A 19999-nucleotide genomic window follows, 5' to 3' on the forward strand; every position below is an offset into this window, starting at 1 on the left:
GAACGTCCTCTGGGCACTCCTACGCGATGGACGACGCTACGAGCTCACCCCACCCAGTCCCCTCGCGGCTTGACAAACCGCATTAGGAATCAGTGTACGACGGTGCCCCCACCTGTCGGTTCGGTCCAGTTCAGATCGCTGTGGGCTGGTCCGGCCACAGGTCGAAGTGGAACTCAGAGGAGGCCCTGACCTGCGGTGATTAGCGGTGGCTGCTAAGCCCGGTGCACATCCGGTGCACCTCTTGTCAGGTTCAGTGTCCGGAGCGGGAAAGGCGCCGAGTGAGGCCGGCGATGACGGTGGTAGCCAGGAGCCAACCGGCTATCGCACTCGCCCAGGCGACCCATGCGGTATTTCCGGAGGGCGTGAACGCTTTCTCCTGGCCGAGGTCCAGGACGGGCAAGATGAGGTCGAGGGCGAACGCGACTGGTTGGAAGGCCGGACCGTTGGTGCGGACCGGCTGTGGTGGTATGGCGGCGAAGACGATGGCGACAAGTGTCGTGAGGGCGAAGAGCCATACGAGAGCGCGCCCCGGGCGGTAGCCGTAGCCGACGGTGAGGTCTTCGAAGTACCCCCAGAGTCGGGCTGGCATCTGTGCGGAGTCGCGTCGTCTTCGGTGGCGGGCCAGTTGCACGGTTCGGGCATCGTCGTCATGGCCAAGCTGTCGGTAGTACGCGGCCAGGTGCTCGTACGCGTGAGGGCTGTATCCGTTGCTGCGATCGATCCATGCCAGGCGTTGGGTAGCCGGCAGCAAAGGGCGGAGGTCTTGATAGCTCAGCCCGTCCAGCTCAATTCGCGGTGGCCATGAAGTGGGGGAATCGTCGATACGCCCGATGACTGCGGCACGAAGGTCGTACATGGGGGCCTGCGTGTTGGTCGACGTCATGACCAGGACGCCCACGGTTGCATGCTGCAGATCAATGGTCGACGCATCGCCGAATGCGGAGCCGGACAAGCGCAGCGTTCCCTTGATCTCAGCACGTGGCAGGGTGACGCCGCTCGCGATGGTCGCCTCGTCACCCAAATCGAGGTTTGCCTCAATGTGCGCTCCTGGGGCGCGTAGTGCGTGATTGCCATGCGATGTGAGGGTGCAGCCGGAGAGTTCAATCGATTCTCCGATGGTGGCAGCGAAAAGGTTGACGCCACCGTGTGCTCTCATGCCGTTGCCGTACATGCCTCCGCCAACTCTTACCGAAGGAGCACTGACAGCCCAGCCCGTGTCGTTGCGTACTGCAGCTCCGGTGAACCAGCATTGACCGCCGATCGTCGCCCCAAACAGAGAGATGCCGCCCCCGTCAACGGACAGTTCGGAACAGTGAAGATCCTGCGTGATGCGGAGGCCATCGCAGCGAAGAGCTGTATGACCTGTGCTGCTCAGACAGCCTTTGGTCACCTCAAGGGTGAAAGCCTGAGCGCCCCATAGGTTGATCCCGCCCACGGCGTTGATGGCGCGCGCGTACAGGCCACCGCCGACGCGTAGCTGGGGGGCACGCAAGGCATACCCGGAATCCTCGCTGACCAACTCGGCGCCGTTGAGCCACATGTCACCGGTGATGTCAGATCTGAACAGAGATACCGCTCCGCCAACCGTTCGGACAAGCTTCAGATCCCCGTCTACTTGCAGCCTGTCTGCACTCAAGCCCGGAAGGGAAGAGCCAGTAAGGTCAACAGAGCAGAGTGAGGCGTCGCTCAGGTCGACAGCGTTGTCGAAACGGCAGTCAGTGAAGGCCACAGGAATCTCAACTCTCGCGTGCGACAGCCGCAGATTTCCTGTGATGGTGGCGCCGGTCAGATGTAGTCGGGACACCGCACCAGGTTGCGGAGGCGGAGGTTGTAGTAGGAGTTGGGTGATGGCTTCTGCAGCTACCTCCCGGCCCTGCCCGGTTGGGTTCTCGGACGTAGGAGAGGACAGATCCACAGCCAGGCCTGCGCGTATCGCGTGCCATAACTGCTGAGCGTTTGGCGGCCATTGAGCCGGGGGCGTGGACATAGCTCATTCCACCACCGCTGTCTCGGCGCGATGGCGGGTTGTACAAGATCCTTGCCCCTCAACTGGCACGAACGTCGCTACACGTTGGGTCGAGGAGAACCGCACGATCATGCCGCCGCAGCTGTGGCAAGAGGCGGTAGAGCGCCACGCGCCGACCGGATCTGGCCGCTGCCCCTCAACTGCCGGTCGCCAGAGCGGATGCTCTGACACACTCCTCAACTGACCTGGCAAAGTACTGAATCGGGGGTACGTACGCGATGGCGAAGACGCGAAAAGGGTACTACCGAGCGGCGCACTACGTGCGGCCTACGGCGGTGTCCAGCAACGCCAAGAAGCCAACGTTCTGGGTCGTAGCGATCGGCATCCTTCTGCTGATCGCTGCCTGGAACAGCCTCTTTGGCGGCGACGGGGACAAGACGACTCCGGAACCTCAGCGGACAGCCCAGTCAATCACTGGGTCGCCGTCCCGCTAGCTTTCGGAAGGTTCGCCCCCAGGAGGACGAAACGCGGTTCTTCACGCCCTGGTCCTGGGACTTGTCGGGCTCAGGCACGTTTCCGGCCGAGAGTGCGGATCGCAGTCGTTCCCAGCACGACTGCCAGTCGCTTAGCTGCCCGTCAGGGAGTCCACAGGCGGTCAGATAGACGCCTGTCGTCCGCCATGTCCTTGGCAGATCCTTGCGGTTGAGGAGGCTGCCGACCGTTCCTGTAGCGATTTGTCCACCGGAGCGGTGACTGATGGCTGTGTGCGTGAGGGCGCTGGTGACCCGCACCTGTCTCAACGCATTGAAGAACCCTTCGACAGTGAGGATGGATGCAGGGTCTGGCCACGCGCGGTGGTCGCCATCTCTGTCAATGGGGTTACTGGGCATGGGGGTTCGGCTGAAGACGGGATTCCAGCCCAGCGCGAGTCGGCCGTTGCTATTACGCTCTCGGCCTTGGGGGACTGGGCGGCCCTTTGCCGAGAGCGACTTCCGCAGCTCACGAAAGATGCTGTCGAGATCCAGCCGCTCGGGGCCTCCAGGGATACCGGTTGTGAGAATCGCGAGCAGCTCGCCGGTGAATGCGGTGTGTGACTCCCCGGGTGGAGCGAGTGCCTGCCGGTTCTCCGAGGCCGCGGCGAGCAAGTACGTCCCTTCGACGTCAGCTTGGGCAGCCAACTCCGAAGGTCCCATAGTTCCCAGAGCAAGTCCGCCGTAGCAGCAGTCGAGAATGACGACCGTCCGCTCAGCTCGCCCTTCCAGCAGAGCAGCACGGAGCCAACTGTATGGAATACCTGTTTCGACCCGCTGCTGTTTCGATTGAGGCAACCCTAGATAGAGCTCGCCGTCTGGCGTGACCAGGCCATGCCCCGAGTAGTACACGAGCAGCGTGTCCCTGGCTGTAGCGCCGGCATCGCGCAGGGAGTTCATCGCTGCTGTCGCGCTGGGAGGGTTGGAAAGCACAACGCAGTCGTCTCTGCTGAGACTCCACGACGTGGGTCCGGTAAGCAGCTCGGCCAGGGAGGTCAGGTTGTTGGAGACGGCGGGAAGATCTTCGAGGAAGTCGTATGCGCTTGTTCCGATCAACACCGCCCTCGAAGCGCCAGGATCTGGGAACACGCTCAACCCGCCCAGCCCTCCTCGTCGTTCCGCCGGGCCTCTTGGAGCAGCCGTGTGACTCGCTCGATCTCCTCGTCACTGCAGTCAGTCAACGCGTCAACCAGGTCGTGGTGCCGGATCGTCACGCGAGAGGCACGCGGCCGTGTCTGCTTCCAAGCAGCAAGCGCCAGGGCGAAGTTCGCGGCACTCCACCCGTTCTCCGTGATCAACTGCAGGATGTCGGCGACTGCCCCCATCTCGCCCTCGCGCGGCGCTGGCTCGCACATTTCCACGCTGGCAGTGCGACGGATGTCAGGGTCGCGGCGGAGCCAGGCCAGCAGGGAGCGGAGTTCGTCATCCGCCGGCTCGACACGAATCTCAACGCGCATGTGATCCCCCACTGCTGCACTCCGGGCTTGGCGGTCCCAACCATGTTCGGGCATGTTCGCGCATGGAGTGGTTGTCTTCGGTCAACCGCTCTGTGAAGTGACAGAAGGAGACGGAGAAGGATCTATGCGGCGGCTCGATATCGTCGGCCGATTGCCTCATGGGTCTTCTCGACCGCACCCGTCACGCGATGTACAGGGGTCTAATCGCCGAGTAGGCCGGCGAGGGTGGAGACGAGCGGATCCGGACTGGGGCAAGCACAGCATTGAGGGCCGCCCCCTGATTACTAGGGGGCGGCCCTCAATGCTGTGCTGATGACGAGTCACGCAACTCTCTGGCCGGGTGCGCAGTCACCTGGGAAACGGGCACTACCAACTGGAAACACTGGATGATGTTCCCGCAGGTCACGTCACGTTTCCGCGCCTCCGGCCAAGGTCACCCGACCCTGCGTTTTAGACGTCGAAGTACAGCTCGAACTCGTGCGGGTGCGGACGCAGCTGCAGCGGCGCGATCTCGTTCGTGCGCTTGTAGTCGATCCACGTCTCGATCAGGTCGGACGTGAAGACGTCGCCCGCGAGCAGGAACTCGTGGTCGGCCTCGAGGCGGTCGAGGACGGCCGGGAGGGAGGTCGGGACCTGGGCGACGCCCGCGTGCTCCTCGGGGGCCAGCTCGTAGAGGTCCTTGTCGATCGGCTCGGCCGGCTCGATCTTGTTCTTGATGCCGTCCAGGCCCGCGAGGAGCAGGGCCGAGAAGGCGAGGTACGGGTTGCCGGAGGAGTCGGGCGCGCGGAACTCGACGCGCTTGGCCTTCGGGTTGGAGCCCGTGATCGGGATACGCATCGCGGCCGAGCGGTTGCGCTGCGAGTACACCAGGTTGACCGGCGCCTCGAAGCCCGGGACCAGGCGGTGGTACGAGTTCACCGTCGGGTTGGTGAAGGCGAGGAGGGAGGGCGCGTGCTTGAGGATGCCGCCGATGTAGTAGCGGGCGGTGTCCGACAGACCCGCGTAGCCGGCCTCGTCGTAGAAGAGGGGCTGGCCGCCGGTCCACAGGGACTGGTGAACGTGCATGCCCGAGCCGTTGTCACCGAAGATCGGCTTCGGCATGAAGGTCGCGGTCTTGCCGTTGCGCCAGGCCACGTTCTTCACGATGTACTTGAAGAGCTGGAGGTCGTCGGCCGCGGCGAGCAGCGTGTTGAACTTGTAGTTGATCTCGGCCTGGCCGGCGGTGCCCACCTCGTGGTGCTGGCGCTCGACCTGGAGACCGGAGGCTTCCAGCTCCAGGGAGATCTCCGCGCGCAGGTCGGCGAAGTGGTCGACCGGCGGGGTCGGGAAGTAGCCGCCCTTGTAGCGGACCTTGTAGCCGCGGTTGTCCTCGACCGCACCGGTGTTCCAGGCGCCCGCCTCGGAGTCGATGTGGTAGAAGGACTCGTTCGACTTGGTCTCGAAGCGCACGCTGTCGAAGACGTAGAACTCGGCCTCGGGACCGAAGTACGCGGTGTCGGCGATGCCGGTGGAGGCGAGGTACGCCTCGGCCTTCTTCGCCACGTTGCGCGGGTCACGGGAGTACTGCTCGCCCGTGATCGGGTCGTGGATGAAGAAGTTGATGTTGACCGTCTTGTCGCGGCGGAAGGGGTCCACGCGCGCGGTCGACAGGTCGGCGCGGAGCGCCATGTCGGACTCGTGGATGGCCTGGAAGCCGCGGATCGAGGAGCCGTCGAAGGCGAGTTCCTCGTCCGGGTCGAAGGCCGACGCCGGCAGTGTGAAGTGCTGCATCACACCCGGCAGATCGCAGAATCGGACGTCGACGAACTTGACGTCCTCGTCCGCGATGAACTTCTTGGCCTCGTCGGCGTTCTGGAACATCCAGCTCCTCCTACTCCCGACCGTCCGTGCCGGGGTGGTAGTTCGTTCGTGCGGCCAGTGCGGTGGCACACGCTGGACCCGACCTTAGGGACGGGGGATTTCTCAGGCGTGACCCATTTGTTTCGCCCAAGTTAACCGGTCCCGCGCCGCCTGGCCCCTCCTGTCCGTATGGCAAAACGCGGGCAGTACCGTGGACGGGTGGACAACAGGGATGCAATCGGCTCGTGGCTCTCCGGGCCCCGGGAGGCCGCTGAGCGGGCAGGTGTCGATTTCGGGTACCGCGGCGAGCAGCTGGGCCTGCCCGAGGACGGACCCGGCTCGATCGCCCGCCCCGGCCGCCGCTTCGGTGCCCTCGCCGTCGACTGGGGTCTGTGCCTGCTGATCGCATACGGCCTGCTCACCGACGGCTACGGGCAGGCGACCGGCAACTGGGCCCTCCTCGTCTTCTTCGTCCTGAGCGCCCTCACGGTCGGCACGATCGGCTTCACCCCGGGCAAGCGCCTCTTCGGCCTCCGCGTGGCAGCCCTCGACACCGGCCGCCCGAGCCCGCTGCGCGCCCTGCTCCGCACCGCCCTGCTGTGCGTCGCCGTCCCGGCCCTGATCTGGGACCGCGACGGGCGGGGCCTGCACGACCGCTTGGCGCGCACCGTGGAAGTCCGGATCTAGTTCTTCTACGACGTAGGGGGCGCCCGGATCACTCCGGGCGCCCCCTACGTCGTAGAACGGGCGCGCCGGGCGGGTGACGGTGGGCCGCGTACGGCCCGGTGTCCCCTCCCTGGCGTCCCGCGCCCTGGACACTGTCGCCGTTCCCGACGGAAGTGGTGGCCAGGATGTCAGAAGGCGACAAGTCGACGATCGTGACCCGGGCGCCGAAGGTCGCCGAGATCGCGGCCCGGTGCGCGGAGGAGGCGGAGACCGCCCGGCGGCTCTCCCCGCAGGTGATCGAGGCGGTACGGGAGGCCGGCTTCGCCCGGCACTTCGTGCCGCCGGCCCATGGCGGCGAAGCCGGTGGGTTCACCGAGCTGACCTCGGCGGTCGGCCTGGTGGGGGAGGGCTGTACCTCGGCGGCCTGGGCTGCCTCGCTTGCCGCCTACGCCGGGCGGTACGCGGCCTTCCTGCCCGAGGAGGGACAGGCCGAGATCTGGGCGGACGGACCGGACGCGCTGCTGGCCGGCGCGCTCATGCCGTCCGGCAAGGCGGAGCCCGTGGCCGGTGGCTGGCGGCTGAGCGGTGAGTGGAAGTACATCAGCGGGGTGCACTTCGCCGACTGGGCGCTCGCCTGCGCGGCCGTACCCGCCGAGGGCCCGGTGGATCCTGACGCGCGCCCCGAGGTGCGGTTCTTCGCGGTGCCGAGGGCGGACTTCACCATCGAGGACAGCTGGTTCACCGTGGGGATGCGCGGGACCGGCAGCGACACCCTCCTCCTGACCGACGCCTTCGTGCCCGAGCACCGGACACTGTCCCGCTCGGCCGTGCACGCGGGCCGGGCGCCCGCCTCCGACGCGCGTTGCCACATCGTGCCGATGCACGCCGTGAACGCCCTGCCGTTCGCCGCTCCGCTGGTCGGCGCCGCCCGGGGCGCGCTGCGGACCTGGGTCGCCCGGACCGGGTCGCGCGTCGACCGCCGGGGCCAGGCCATGGGCGAGAAGCCCGCGACCCAGGTCTCCCTGGCCCGCTCGGCGGCCGAGGTGGACGCCGCCGAACTCCTGATCCTGCGTACGGCGGCGGTCGCCGACGGCACCGAGTGCCCGCCGGCGGGCGAGGAGGCGGTCCGGGGCGCCCGGGACCTCGCCCTGGCGGTGGAACTGCTGGTCTCGGCCGTCGACCGGGTCTTCCGCGCCGGCGGCACCTCCGGACAGTCCTCGTCCGACCCCGTGCAGCGCTTCTGGCGGGATGTGAACAGCGCCGCCTCGCACGTCGCGCTCTCCTTCGAGACCACGGGCGCGGCCTACGGCGCCTGGGCGCTGTCGGCGGCGGCCCCGCGCTGAGCCGCTCCCGTTCCCGGTTGCCGGTCGCGGTCGCGGGCCGCATAGTCGATCTGAACCCGGGTGACGATCTCGATCACCGTCGGTGAGCCGTTCCGAGGCCGCCGAACCCGCGACGGCCTCCCCGGAGGCCCGACAGGTGGTGCACCGTCATGACGGAGCGTCAGGAAGTACTGGAAGCCGAACTCGCCTTGGAGTCCTTGGAGTCCGTGGAGTCCGTGGAGCCCGAGGACTTCCGGGCGGCCATGGCCCGCTTCCCCTCGGGTGTCGTGGTCGTGACCACGCGCTGCGAGGACGGAACTCCCCGCGGATTCACGGCCAGTTCCTTCTGCTCGGTCTCGCTGGAGCCGCCGATGATCCTGGTGTGCCTGGCGAACTCGGCGGACTCGGCACCCTCCTTCGAGCGCTGCGACCGCTTCGCCGTGAGCGTGCTGGCCCCGGCCCACCGCCCGCTCGCCGTCCGCTTCGCCACCAAGGGCACCGACAAGTTCGCCTCCGGCGGCCTGCGCCACAGCCCGGCCGGCCTGCCCACGGTCGACCGCGCCCTCTCCGAACTGGACTGCACGGCCCACGCACGGCACCCGGCCGGGGACCATACGGTCCTGATCGGCCGGGTGACGGGTGTGCGCCTCGGGGAGGGCTCCCCGATGGTGTACTACGACCGGGCGTTCAGGACCCTGGCCTGAGCGGAGCCGGGAGGCGCGGACATCAGCCGAGCGCCAGCTTGGCGAACCAGGTGGTGTTCGCGCTGATGACCGTGGTGGCGGTGCCGATCGCCGCCCCGCCACCCGCGTAAATGTCGACGCTCCCGTCACTGTTCAGCGCCCAGATGTCCGGGATGGCGTCCCCGGTGACGTCGGGGGTGCCGTAGAAATGGAGCGTCGGCTTCGCGGTCTCGGTCCAGCCGGTGGCGTACGTCGTGTCGACGCCGGTGAGGGAACCGGCCGCGGTCGAGAGCGACGCGATGGTGGAGCCGCCGCCGCTCTCCGCGATGCCGTAGCGGACGTAGAGGTTTCCGGAGGAACCGGAGCGCCAGAGCAGGTCGGGTTCGCCGTCCTTGTTGTGGTCGCCGATGCTCACCAGGTCACGTACGGCCCAGGCCGTGGCGGAGATCTGCGTGGCGGCCGAGAAGGTCGCCCCCGTGTAGCCGCTGAACGCCCACAGGGCGCCGCCGCTGGTGGTGGCGAACAGGTCGGGGCGGCTGTCCAGGTTGTAGTCGCCGAGGATCACCTGGGTGAAGGTCGCCGGGTCGGGGGAGCCGGCGGGCAGCCGGACCGACATGCGCCGTGAGACGTCGACGCTGCCGTAGCCGTCGCCCCGGTAGGCGTACAGGTTCCCGTCCGGCATCCGGGCGATCAGGTCGGTGGCGCCGTCGCCGGGGAGCAGGTCGCCGCCGTGGGCGATCAGGGCGGGGGAGTTGTCGGTGGCCGACTTCCAGTACCCGCTCTCGTCATTGTCGACCAGCGGGACCCCCGCCCGGTGCGCCGCGTCCAGGCTGACGTGCAGATCGCCGGTCGAACTGGCCGGATACAGGCGCAGGTTGCCGTTCTCGTCGATCAGCAGCAGGTCGGGCTTGCCGTCCCCGGTGGTGTCGCCGACGGCGTCGGCGGTGTCCCGCGGGGTGACGTAGAAGAGGTACTTGGTGCCCTCCGAGACATTGCCCGAGGAGTCGACGGCCCGTACGTACAGGATGCTCGGGCCGGCGACCGGGGGCTTGAGCGAGACGGTCCCGGAGGCGCCCGCGGTGACGGTCTTGCTGCCGGAGTAGGCGGTGGAGTTGAAGGAGTACTCGAACTTCGTGACGTCGGTGTCGGCGTCCGGCGCGAACGCGAAGGAGCCGGCGGTGCCGAACTTCACCTTCGACCAGACGCTGCCGTTGTCGTCCGCCTCGGGGAAGTCGGTGGAGGAGACCTTCGGGGAGTTCGGGGCGTCACTGTCGTAGACGAAGCGGCAGACCAGTGGATCGGCGGTGGGCGCGTAGGCGGACCCCGCCCCCTCGGCGTCCAGGGCACGCACCCGCCAGGAGTAGGTGTAGCCGTTGGTGAACTTGGACGAGGCGACCGTGGTCGAGGCGTGGCCGGCGGCGTCGGTGGTCAGCGTCTTGTCGAGGATCTTGCTGTCGCCGTAGCCGGTGCGCCACAACTCGAAGTCCAAGGACGCCAGATTGCCGTCCTTGTCGGAGGAGGTCGCCGCGAAGACCAGATCCGACTTGCCCACGTGCGCGTACGGGGACGTACGGTCGCAGTCCGGACCCGGGGTCATGGTGAGCGAACTAGGAGTGGCCGGCTTCCGGTTGTAGTACGCCTTGATGTACGGGGAGTGGTCGCCGGTCGCCTTGAACTTCTTCCAGGCACCCGCGTCGTCCTCACCGTCCGAGGCCGCCTTCAGCCCGATGGTGATCTTGTCCCAGCCGCCGTCCGCCGCGTCCTGGGCGAGTGACTTGGCGTCGAACTTCACGTAGTCGTCGGGACAGGAACTGCTGTAGCCGTGCGCCAGGTCCTTGGAGTCGATCTGGTTCTTCCAGGACGGCTGGTTGTTCCAGGTCGTCTTCGAGGAGATGGCGCCGGTCTCCCACAACTGGACGGTACGGCCGTTGCAGGACCAGGAGTACGTCTCCAGCGCGGTGATCGAGGCCGAGGTGATCTGCGCCCCCTTCAGGGACGGGCTCCAGTCGAGCCGGAAGAACGAACGCGACTTGCCGTACGTCGTCGACTCGTAGCCGACGCGCGCCTCGCTCGTACCGTCGTTGAAGTTGGTGCCGTTCCAGAAGCTGGACCCGGGGTAGCGGGTGTACGCCGTGGTCCAGGCCTCCTTGTGGCCGACGAAGGGAGGGTCGATGAAGAGGGGCAGCTCGGTGTCCTCGGAGGCGAGGAAGTCGGCGTCCGGGGTGACGGTGAGGGTCGCCGTGTGGCCTCCGCCGTCAGCGTTGTCACTGTCACTCAGGGCGGCGTCGGCGATCGCGGTGGTGCCGCCGATGCCGGGGCCCGCGAGACCGTCCAGGGAGAGGACCTCGTCGGTGGTGAGGGCGGTCGACGTGCGGTAAGCGGCTTGTACGACCGGGGAGTTGGCGGTGCGGTACGCGGCCGGCGACGGGGTGGCGGTATCGCTCTCCGGGCCGGGGGAGTCCGTGCTGGAGGCGCCTGTGTCGGAGGATTCCGTGTCGGCGGAGGGGTCGGCCGTCGGCGCGCTCGTGTCCTCGCTGTCCGAGGGGGCGTCGGTCTCCTCGCCGATCTCCGCGCCCTCTTCCTCCGAGTACGACGGGGAGGGGACCTCGTCGACGGGGGCCGACGGTTCGGGGTCGGCGCCCGCGGTGGTGTCGGGTCTGCCCGCGGAGTCCCACATGTACGGCGTGGGGGAGACCGCGATCTCCGTGCCGTCGGCGTCCTTCGCGGTCACCGCGTCGGTCGTCGGGTCGGCGGTGAAGGTCAGGTCCGGTGAGGTCAGGCCGTAGGTGAGCTTCTTCAGGGCCGAACTCGCCGCGGCGGCACGGGTCTTGACGATCAGGACGTGCGAGAAGCCGGTGTCGCGCGCGGTGAGGAGAAGGTCCACGCCGTCGAGGATGTCCGGGTACAGGGCACGGTCGTCCTGGATCACCGGCTCGGGGACGCTGCCGGGCCAGGTGAGGGTCAGGGTGTGGCCCTCACTGGTGAAGGACACCAACTCGCTCCCGGTCACGGTGGTTTCGGCCGTGTCCTCGGTGTCCGTGGTGAGCACGGCCCGGCGAGCGTCGCGTGCCGCGCGTGATCCAGCGCTGTCGCCGCCCGAGAACACCACCGGACTGTTGGTGGCCTTCGGCTTCCAGTCGCCGTCGCGGGTCCGCGCGAGCGTGGTGTCGATGGCCCGCCACTCGCCGTCCACCCGCGCGCGGATCGCCGCCGTGTGCGCCTGGTACTCGAACCGGCCGTCGGGCAGGGCGTACGTGGTGGTCGTGGCGGTGCGCAGTGCGGTGACCTCCACCCGCTTCCGGGTGCTACGGGCCCTGTCCTGCGCGGTGTCCTCGTCCAGCGGCGCCTTGTTCGACGTGTCCGCTCGGGCGGTACCGGGGGCGGTGGCGTCGGTGTCGAGGAGGGGCAGGGCCGCCAGCCCCAACGCCGCCACCAAGGCGGCCGAAGTCAGGGCAACTCCCTTTCTGCCACGTGGAATCCGAAGTGGTATCCGCTGTCGAATGCCCATAGGGCGCTTTCCCCTCCCGTTGGATTTCCCGGGCAGGGAAAACCAGAAAATGAACGCACGCCAAGCAGCGCTATGAGAATCCTGTGAAAAACCAGTGAACCGGCTTCATCCGTAAGGGATGTGAAGGTGATGTGCGGGCAGATCATGACTCATTGTTGGTCTGCGCGCTACCCGTACTTGGTGCCTCGATGGGGGGTGCGTGGGCATCCCGTGGTCGAGAGTTGGCAGTTCAGGGGTGCAAGTGGGCCCAAATATGCAGGTAGGTCCCATGTGTCCATGTCTGTGTAGTGATCAAGTGCACATATGGAGAAGTTGAGTTGACATCCAGTCGGCTCCGACTCAAAGTTCCGCTCACTGACAACGAGTTTTTCCACGGGTCCGAATTCAATCTCCGGCCCGTCTCATCGGGGGGTTGTTCCGTGCGTCGTGCTGCCTTTTTCCGGAGACCTCTGGAGTTCTGGAGTCGGCGTACCCGCACCCGGACACGCATTGGATTCGCCGTCGCGATCGCATTGCTCGTGGCGCTCCTCCCGGCCCAGGCCTTCGCGCTTCCCCCGGGAGACGGCCGCGCCGACGTCGACCTCATCGACCTCCAGACCGAGGCGACCGCGGCGGACGCCGAGACCGGTGACCTGGAGGAACTGACGGGCGAGGGAACCGTCGAGCCGGTCGAGTACGAACCGGCCAACCCCGAGGCACCGGCCGGGGGCGAGGCCGCCGCCGCTCTCTCCTCGCCCACCCCCGGCACTCTCGTCCAGGCCGGTGACCTGCCCGTCCTGGTCGGCGCCCCCGAGGACGCGACCAGCGCGCAGGCAGCCGCGCTCGCCGGTGACTGGGGCGTCGAACTCGCCTCCGCCACCCAGACGGACGCCGCCGAGGTCAAGGGCGTACTGCTCACCGTCACCCCGCCCGCGAACGCCACGGGCGAGGTCGACATCGCCCTGGACTACAGCGAGTTCGAGCAGCTCTACAGCGCCGACTGGGCCGACCGGATGCAGCTCGTGCAACTGCCGGCCTGCTTCCTCACCACCCCCGACACCGAGGGCTGCACGGACGCCACCTACCTGACCACCGAGAACGACGACGACACCGGCCGCGCGACCGCCGCCCTCGATGTCACCGGTCTGTCCGCGAGCGCGACGGCGTCCACGGCGTCCGCGACCGGTGGCGACGGCACCGTGAGCGACGCCGTCTACCGCGAGAACGCCTCCAGCGGCGGTGCGTTGAAGACCCTGCTCCCCGAGGCGTCCTCGTCCTCCGGTTCAGCGGTCGTCGCCGCCATCGACTCCGGCTCCGGTGCCAAGGGCGACTTCACCGCAACCCCCCTTGCCAGCGCCGGGAGTTGGTCGGCCGGCGGCTCCTCGGGCGCCTTCACCTACACGTACTCGCTGACCTCCCCGACCGTCCCGGCCGGTCCGACCCCGACGGTCGCCTTCCAGTACAACTCCCAGGTCGTGGACGGCCGTACGTCCGTCTCCAACAACCAGGCCTCCTGGGTCGGCGACGGCTGGGACTACAACTCCGGCTCCATCGAGACCACTTACCGCTCCTGCGCCGACGACACCGGCGACGACGCCAACAACAAGGGCATCGACAGCGGCGACCTGTGCTGGGGTTCCGACAACGCGGTGCTGAGCCTCGGCGGCAGTACCACGGAACTCGTCAAGGACGACGAGACAGGGGTGTGGACGACCGCCGACGGCGACGGCTCCAAGGTGGACCTGCTCACCGCGAGCGACGTCGACAACGGCGACAACGAGGGCGAGTACTGGCGCATCACCGCGCGGGACGGCACCAAGTACTACTTCGGCCGCAACACCGCCGGCGGCTGGACCTCGGGCAAGGAGACCACCGACTCCGTCCTCACCGTGCCGGTCGCCGGCAACCAGGTGGGCGAGCCCTGCTACCACGCGGCCTTCAAGGACTCGTTCTGCAAGCAGGCCTGGCGCTGGAACCTCGACTTCGTCGTCGACCCCCAGAACAACGTCATGTCCCTGTGGTGGGACCGCCAGGGCAACTACTACGCCAAGAACAGCAATTACTCCTCGCCCACCTACTACCACCGCGCGAGCACCCTCGACCGCATCGAGTACGGCCAGCGCCTCTCCACGCTCTACACCGCCGAACCGGTCGCCGAGATCGACTTCACCACCCGGCAGCGCTGCTTCACCGCCGACGGAGCGGTCTGCACCGACGCGAACCTCACGTCCGGTGACCCCGGCCTCAACCAGTACTGGTACGACACCCCGGCCGACCTGTACTGCGCCGACCCGGACGAGAACTGCTACGTGGGCTCGCCGACCTTCTTCTCCAACCTGCGCCTGTACTCCGTCACCACCAAGGCCCAGCGGACCAAGGGCGACACCTCCCTCTACAAGGTCGACAGCTACACGCTGGCCCAGTCCTTCCCCAAGACCCTCACCGACACCTCGCCCCCGCTCTGGCTGGAGTCCGTCACCCGCACCGGCTTCGGCCCGGACGCGGACGCCCCGGACGGCGACAGCGAGCCCATGGCGTCGGTGGAGTTCTCGCACAACAACGCCCCCATGCCCAACCGCGTGGTGGAGGGCGCCGACGACCCCCGCCCCGCCTTCGACCGCTTGCGCATCCGACGGATCGTCACCGAGTACGGCGGCGAGATCGACGTCGACTACTCGACGCCGACAGGCGCCTGTTCGACCGGGTCCGGCTTCCCCAAGCCGGAGGAGAACACCGGGCTGTGCTATCCCGTCTACTGGTCGCCCGACCCGGCCCAGGAGACCATCGACTGGTTCAACAAGTACGTCGTCACCTCCGTCACCGAGAAGCCCCGGGTGGACGGCGTCCCGGACGTCGTCACCGGCTACACGTACGACGGCGGCGGGGCCTGGGCCCTGAACCAGACCGAGTTCTCCAAGAAGAAGACGCGCACGTACGACCAGTGGCACGGCTACGGGCTGGTCTACACGACACACGGCAAGACGGATTCCGCCGAGGGCACCGTCCAGTCCAAGTCCGCGACCCGCTACTTCCGCGGCATGGACGGCGATCCACTGCCGGGCAGCCAGGGCGTGCGGGACGTCTCGGTCTACGCCTGGTACGGGACGAAGATCGCGGACGACCACCCCGCCTTCCAGGGCGCGGTCGCCGAGACCATCACCTTCAACAAGGCCACCGACACGGCCATGGGGCCGACCCGGACGGTGACCTACCCCACCGCGGTCGAACTGGGCAACAGGTCCCGCGACAACGGCATCCCGGACCTGATGTCGTACCGCGTCCAGACCGCCCACACCGACACCTACAACCGGATCTCGGGCACCGGCGACGACACCCGCACCTCCGCCCTGGTCCGCGTCTCCACCACCTACGACTCCAACGGCCTGCCCACCCAGATCGACTCCGAGGGCGACACCGGCGTCACCGGGGACGAGACCTGCACGGTCAACGAGTACCTGAACAACACCAGTCAGCACATCATCGGCGCGGTCAAGCAGGTCAGAACCACGACCGGCCGCTGCTCGGCGTACGCCGCCGCGACCGCCGCCGACGTGGTCTCCGGCACCCGCACCGCGTACGACGGCGCCGACTACGGCACCGCCCCCACCTACGGCCTCGCCACGAAGACCTGGACGGTCAACGGCACCGGCGACGGCTGGACCCGTACGTCCACCACGACGTACGACGACTACGGCCGGGTCGCCACGGTGACGGACGCCGGCGACAACCAGGCGAGGACGACGTACTCGCCCACCACCGGCCAGGTCTACTCCACCACCGCGACCAACGCCCTCGGCCACACCTCCACCACGACCGTCGACCCGGGCCGCGGCACCGCCCTGACCACCACCGACGTCAACGGCAACACCACCACGTACGCCTACGACGCACTCGGCCGCGCCACCGCCATGTGGACCGCGTCCCAGGACCCGGACACCGACTCCCCGGCGACGAAGTACGCCTACGACGTCACGGCCGGCGAGCCCACGGCCGTCACCGGCTACACGCTGCGCGACAACGGCACGTACGAGGACTCCGTCACCCTCTACGACGGCCTCGGCCGCGTCCGCCAGACCCAGACCGAGGCGGCCGGCGGCGGCCGGCTGATCACCGACACCCACTACAACTCCAGCGGCACGGTCCGCCGGGTCGACGGCGCCTACCTCGCCAAGGGCGAGCCGACCGGTGAACTCTTCGAGCCGGTCAGCGACTTCGTCTTCCGCTCCTCGACCGTCACGACGTACGACGGCATGGACCGCCCGCTCACCGTCACCCCGTACGAGGCGGGCAGCGCCAAGACCGCCAAGCGGACCACGTACGAGTACGGCTACGACTACACCAAGGTGACCGCCCCCACCGGCGCCGCCTCCACCCGCACCTACACCGACCAACTCGGCCGCGCCGTCCGCGTCGACCACTACACGGACGCCCTGGCGGGCTTCACCTCCACCGCGTACACCTACGACGCCCGCGGCAACCAGGAATCCGCGACGGACGCCGACGGCAACACCTGGCGGTGGGAGTACGACGCGCGCGGTCGGCAGACGGAGACGGTCGACCCCGACACGGGCACGACGATCACGACGTACGACGACCTGGACCGTCCGCTGACGACGAAGAACGCCGACAACATCACGGTCTGGACCGGCTACGACGCGCTCGGCCGCACCACCGGCCAGCGGCTCGACAGCTCCACCGGCACCCCGCTGACGGCCTTCACCTACGACACCGTCTCCGGCGCCCTCGGCCAGCCCGCCAAGTCGACCCGCTACACCGGCGGCAAGGAGTACACGACCGCCGTCACCGGCTACGACAAGGAGTACCGGCCCACCGGCAAGTCGGTCACGATCCCGGAGGCGGACGCCACCAAGGGCCTGTCCGGCACCTACACCTACGGCTACACGTACACCGCGACCGGCAAGCTCGCCTCGACGACGGTCCCGGCGGTCGGCGGCATCGCGCAGGAGGAGGTCGTCACCCGCTACGACGGCGACGGGCTCGCCGTCTCCACCTCGGGTGAGGACTGGTACACCGCCGAGGTCGACTACTCGCCCTACGGCGAGGTCCTGCGCGCGGTCACCGGCGAACAGCCCTACCGCGTGTGGACGACCAACGTCTACGACGAGAGCACCGGACAGCTCGACCGGACGGTCACCGACCGGGAGACCGCCGACGCGCACCGGGTCGACGACCGCACGTACACCTACGACGCGGCCGGCAACATCACCATCCTCACCGACACCGTGCCGGCCACGGCCGACGACGACGCCACCACGGTCAAGACGGACCGGCAGTGCTTCACCTACGACGTGCTCGGCCAACTGTCACAGGCCTGGACATCCAACTCGACGACCTGCGCGGTGACTTCGGCCGGCGCCCCGAACGGCGTCACGGCCACCGCGGACGGCGACGGCTACTGGCAGACGTACCACTACGACGCGATCGGCAACCGCGACCAACTCGTGGACCACTCCGTCGAGTTGGTGAACGGCTCGACGGTCGCGGACGCCACCCTCGACGTCACCACGTCGTACGAGTACGGCATCGACCCGTCCGGCTCCGGCGTCATCGCCCAGCCGCACACCCTGACGTCGATCACCGCCGACTCCTCGACCGTGGACTCGGTCGCGAGCCTCGGCTACGACGCTTCGGGCAACGCGACGACCCGGATGTACGGGGGCGACACCCAGAAGCTGACCTGGACCTGGGACGGCAAGGTCGAGACGGTCTCCGGCTTCGGCGCGGAGGGCGAGGGCCAGGCGGTCAACCCGTCCGGCAAGTGCCTGGACCTGTCGAACGGTTCCACCACCGCGGGCACCGCCCTACAGCTCTACACCTGCAACGGCACCAAGCCGCAGCGGCTGCGCATCGACGCGACCGCCTCCGGGACCGATCCGTCCACCGGCGCGCTCAAGGTCCTCGGCCACTGCGTGATGCCCGCGGGCGGCGCCACCGCCAACAACACCGCGATCGTCATCGCCGACTGCACCGGCGCGGCCAACCAGCAGTGGACGGCGACCAGTTCGAACACCCTCAAGCACGTCGCCTCCGGCAAGTGCCTCGACGTACCCAACGCCGACTACACCACCGGCAAGGACCTCCAGCTCTACACCTGCAACGGCACCAGCCCGCAGACCTGGACCCTCGGCGACGACACCACCTATCTCTACGACGCGGCCGGCAACCGCCTGATCACCACCACGGCCGGCAGCCACACCCTGTACCTGGACGGCCAGGAACTGTCCACGGACGTCAACGGCGCCGTCTCCTACTCCCAGCGGACGTACTCCCAGGCGGGTACGCCGAGCGTGCTCCGCCATTCCACCCGAGGCTCGACCACCACTTCCCTCCTGGCCCTGATCCCCGACCACCAGGGCACCACCCTCTTCACCATCGCCCTGGCCTCGGGCCAGGAGGTCAAACGCACCAAGACCGACCCCTTCGGTGTCGAACGCTCCACCAGCAACACCTGGGCCCTGCACCGCGCGTACATCGGCGGCACCGACGAGAACACCACCGGTCTGATCCACCTCGGCGCCCGCGAGTACGACCCGGAAACCGGCCGCTTCCTCTCGGCCGACCCGGTCCTCGACATCGCCGACCCGCTCTCCCTGAACGGCTACGCGTACAGCAACAACAGCCCTGTCTCGTACGCGGATCCGAGCGGCATGGTGGCGGTACCGGCACAAGGCGGCAGCGGTGGCGGCACCTACGTCGGCTGCCCCAGTCTGAGCAACCCGGCCTGTCCCGAGTACAAGTCCGGCAGCGGAGGCGGAGGCGGTGGCACGGGAACGGACAGCAGCTCCGGCTCCCAGACCGTCACGGTCACCGTCACCAAGACGGTCACGGTCACCAAGCCGGCCCCCGAGTGCAACTGGTGGTGCAAGGCCGGCAACTGGCTGGAGAAGCACAAGACCGAGATCATCACGTTCACCGTCGAGGTCGCGGTCGGCGCCGCCTGCTACGGCGTCGCGGGCGCGGCAGGCGCCGCCACCGGCGGAGCCGGCCTCGCCCTGGCCGCGGGCTGCGGAGCCGTCGCCGGCTTCGCGGGCGGCCTGGTCGGCAACGCCGTTGACGACAACGCGGACCACAGCCTTGGCGGCTATCTGAAGGCCGGCGGCATCGGAGCGGCCGTCGGCGCGGTCGGCGGAGCGGCGGGCGCAGGCATCGGCGCGGGCGCCAAGGCCCTGGCGAAGACGGGGCTGGGGCAGAAGGCGGTCGCGGTCGCACAGAAGGTCCTCGGCAAGAAGCCGGCGAACTGCTTCCTCGCCGGAACCCTGGTCCTCCTCGCCGACGGCTCCACCAAGGCGATCGAGGACGTCGAACTCGGCGACAAGGTTCTGTCCACGGACCCGGAGACCGGCGAAAAGACCGCCGAGGAAGTCACGTCCCTCATCACCACCGAGGGCGACAAGGAGCTCAACGAGCTCACCATCACCACCCCCGACGGCCCCGAGAAGATCACCGCCACCGCGGAACATCCCTTCTGGTCCGAGTCGGAGCACACCTGGCTGGGAGCCGCAGACCTCGCTCCAGGCATGACCTTGGAAACCGCCGACGGCACCAAGGCCACTGTCACGGCCAACCGCGCGTACACGGACCATGTCCGCACGTACAACCTGACCATCGCGGATCTCCACACCTACTATGTGAAGGCTCCGGGAGTAGACGCTGCGGTACTTGTACACAATACGTGCAAGGTGGTCGCGGAAAACCAGGGAGGGCGCTTCGGTGATTTTGATCCCGGAACGCCCGGCGACGGTCTCACCCCGCATCACATGCCTCAGGACGCGCTCCTTCATCTGCCGAGAAACGATGGCGGTGCGGTTGTGATGAAGGAGGCAGATCACAAGCTCACTCGCACATACGGCGGTCGGGGTGGAGGGACCAAGCGGCGTGATGCAAGCCTTCCTTTTCGAACCGTACTGGCGATGGATATTTGGGATATGCGACGAATCGGGCAACTCCAGTACAATGATCCCGGTTACTTCAACAAGGGAATTCTCGAAATGATGACCTACTATCGGAGTATCGGAAAGGTGTAGGAGG

9 protein-coding genes are annotated in these 19999 nt (G+C 67.9%); 4 read left to right on the forward strand and 5 right to left on the reverse strand.

Going from position 1 to position 19999, the window contains the following annotated elements; all coding sequences use genetic code 11:
• Positions 1–250: 250 nt before the first annotated feature.
• The 4 genes from AB0M63_RS43740 to glnA all read right to left on the reverse strand — a co-directional run bounded on the left by AB0M63_RS43740 (position 251) and on the right by glnA (position 5813).
• Entirely contained in the window at positions 251–1804 is a 1554-nt protein-coding gene (locus tag AB0M63_RS43740; protein WP_366023312.1) for a hypothetical protein, read from the reverse strand.
• A gap of 629 nt (positions 1805–2433) precedes the next feature.
• Positions 2434–3585 (reverse strand): caspase family protein, encoded by a 1152-nt coding sequence (locus tag AB0M63_RS43745; RefSeq protein WP_366023341.1) that lies wholly within the window; start codon positions 3583–3585, stop codon positions 2434–2436.
• A gap of 2 nt (positions 3586–3587) precedes the next feature.
• On the reverse strand, positions 3588–3953 hold the full coding sequence (locus AB0M63_RS43750) for a hypothetical protein (RefSeq protein WP_366023313.1): 366 nt from the start codon (positions 3951–3953) through the stop codon (positions 3588–3590).
• Positions 3954–4403: 450 nt separating this feature from the next.
• Entirely contained in the window at positions 4404–5813 is a 1410-nt protein-coding gene (gene glnA / locus AB0M63_RS43755) for a type I glutamate--ammonia ligase (protein ID WP_355909577.1), read from the reverse strand.
• Between the two features lie 198 nt (positions 5814–6011).
• On the opposite strand from glnA, the gene AB0M63_RS43760 reads away from it, so the two are divergent.
• The 3 genes from AB0M63_RS43760 to AB0M63_RS43770 all read left to right on the forward strand — a co-directional run bounded on the left by AB0M63_RS43760 (position 6012) and on the right by AB0M63_RS43770 (position 8484).
• Complete coding sequence (locus AB0M63_RS43760) at positions 6012–6479, forward strand: RDD family protein (RefSeq protein ID WP_355909580.1); 468 nt, start codon at positions 6012–6014, stop codon at positions 6477–6479.
• Between the two features lie 164 nt (positions 6480–6643).
• A complete protein-coding gene (locus AB0M63_RS43765; protein WP_355909583.1) occupies positions 6644–7801 on the forward strand; it encodes an acyl-CoA dehydrogenase family protein in 1158 nt (385 codons plus the stop codon).
• A gap of 149 nt (positions 7802–7950) precedes the next feature.
• Positions 7951–8484 (forward strand): flavin reductase family protein, encoded by a 534-nt coding sequence (locus AB0M63_RS43770; protein WP_366023314.1) that lies wholly within the window; start codon positions 7951–7953, stop codon positions 8482–8484.
• 22 nt (positions 8485–8506) lie between these two features.
• On the opposite strand, the gene AB0M63_RS43775 is transcribed toward AB0M63_RS43770, so the two are convergent.
• Complete coding sequence (locus AB0M63_RS43775; protein ID WP_366023315.1) at positions 8507–11896, reverse strand: DNRLRE domain-containing protein; 3390 nt, start codon at positions 11894–11896, stop codon at positions 8507–8509.
• Positions 11897–12489: 593 nt separating this feature from the next.
• Here AB0M63_RS43775 and AB0M63_RS43780 point away from each other — a divergent pair.
• Positions 12490–19995 carry a ricin-type beta-trefoil lectin domain protein gene (locus tag AB0M63_RS43780; RefSeq protein WP_366023316.1) on the forward strand — a complete coding sequence of 2502 codons (7506 nt, stop codon included), beginning with the start codon at positions 12490–12492 and terminating at the stop codon, positions 19993–19995.
• Positions 19996–19999: the final 4 nt, after the last annotated feature.

Origin of the sequence: Streptomyces sp. NPDC051576 (assembly GCF_040681835.1) — a bacterium.
Taxonomy (GTDB): Bacteria; Actinomycetota; Actinomycetes; order Streptomycetales; family Streptomycetaceae; genus Streptomyces.

Coding starts and splice junctions, on each gene's coding strand:
- AB0M63_RS43750 (WP_366023313.1), bottom strand. CDS start 3,953: ATGCGCGTTGAGATTCGTGTCGAGCCGGCGGATGACGAACTCCGCTCC.
- glnA (WP_355909577.1), bottom strand. CDS start 5,813: ATGTTCCAGAACGCCGACGAGGCCAAGAAGTTCATCGCGGACGAGGAC.
- AB0M63_RS43765 (WP_355909583.1), top strand. CDS start 6,644: ATGTCAGAAGGCGACAAGTCGACGATCGTGACCCGGGCGCCGAAGGTC.
- AB0M63_RS43770 (WP_366023314.1), top strand. CDS start 7,951: ATGACGGAGCGTCAGGAAGTACTGGAAGCCGAACTCGCCTTGGAGTCC.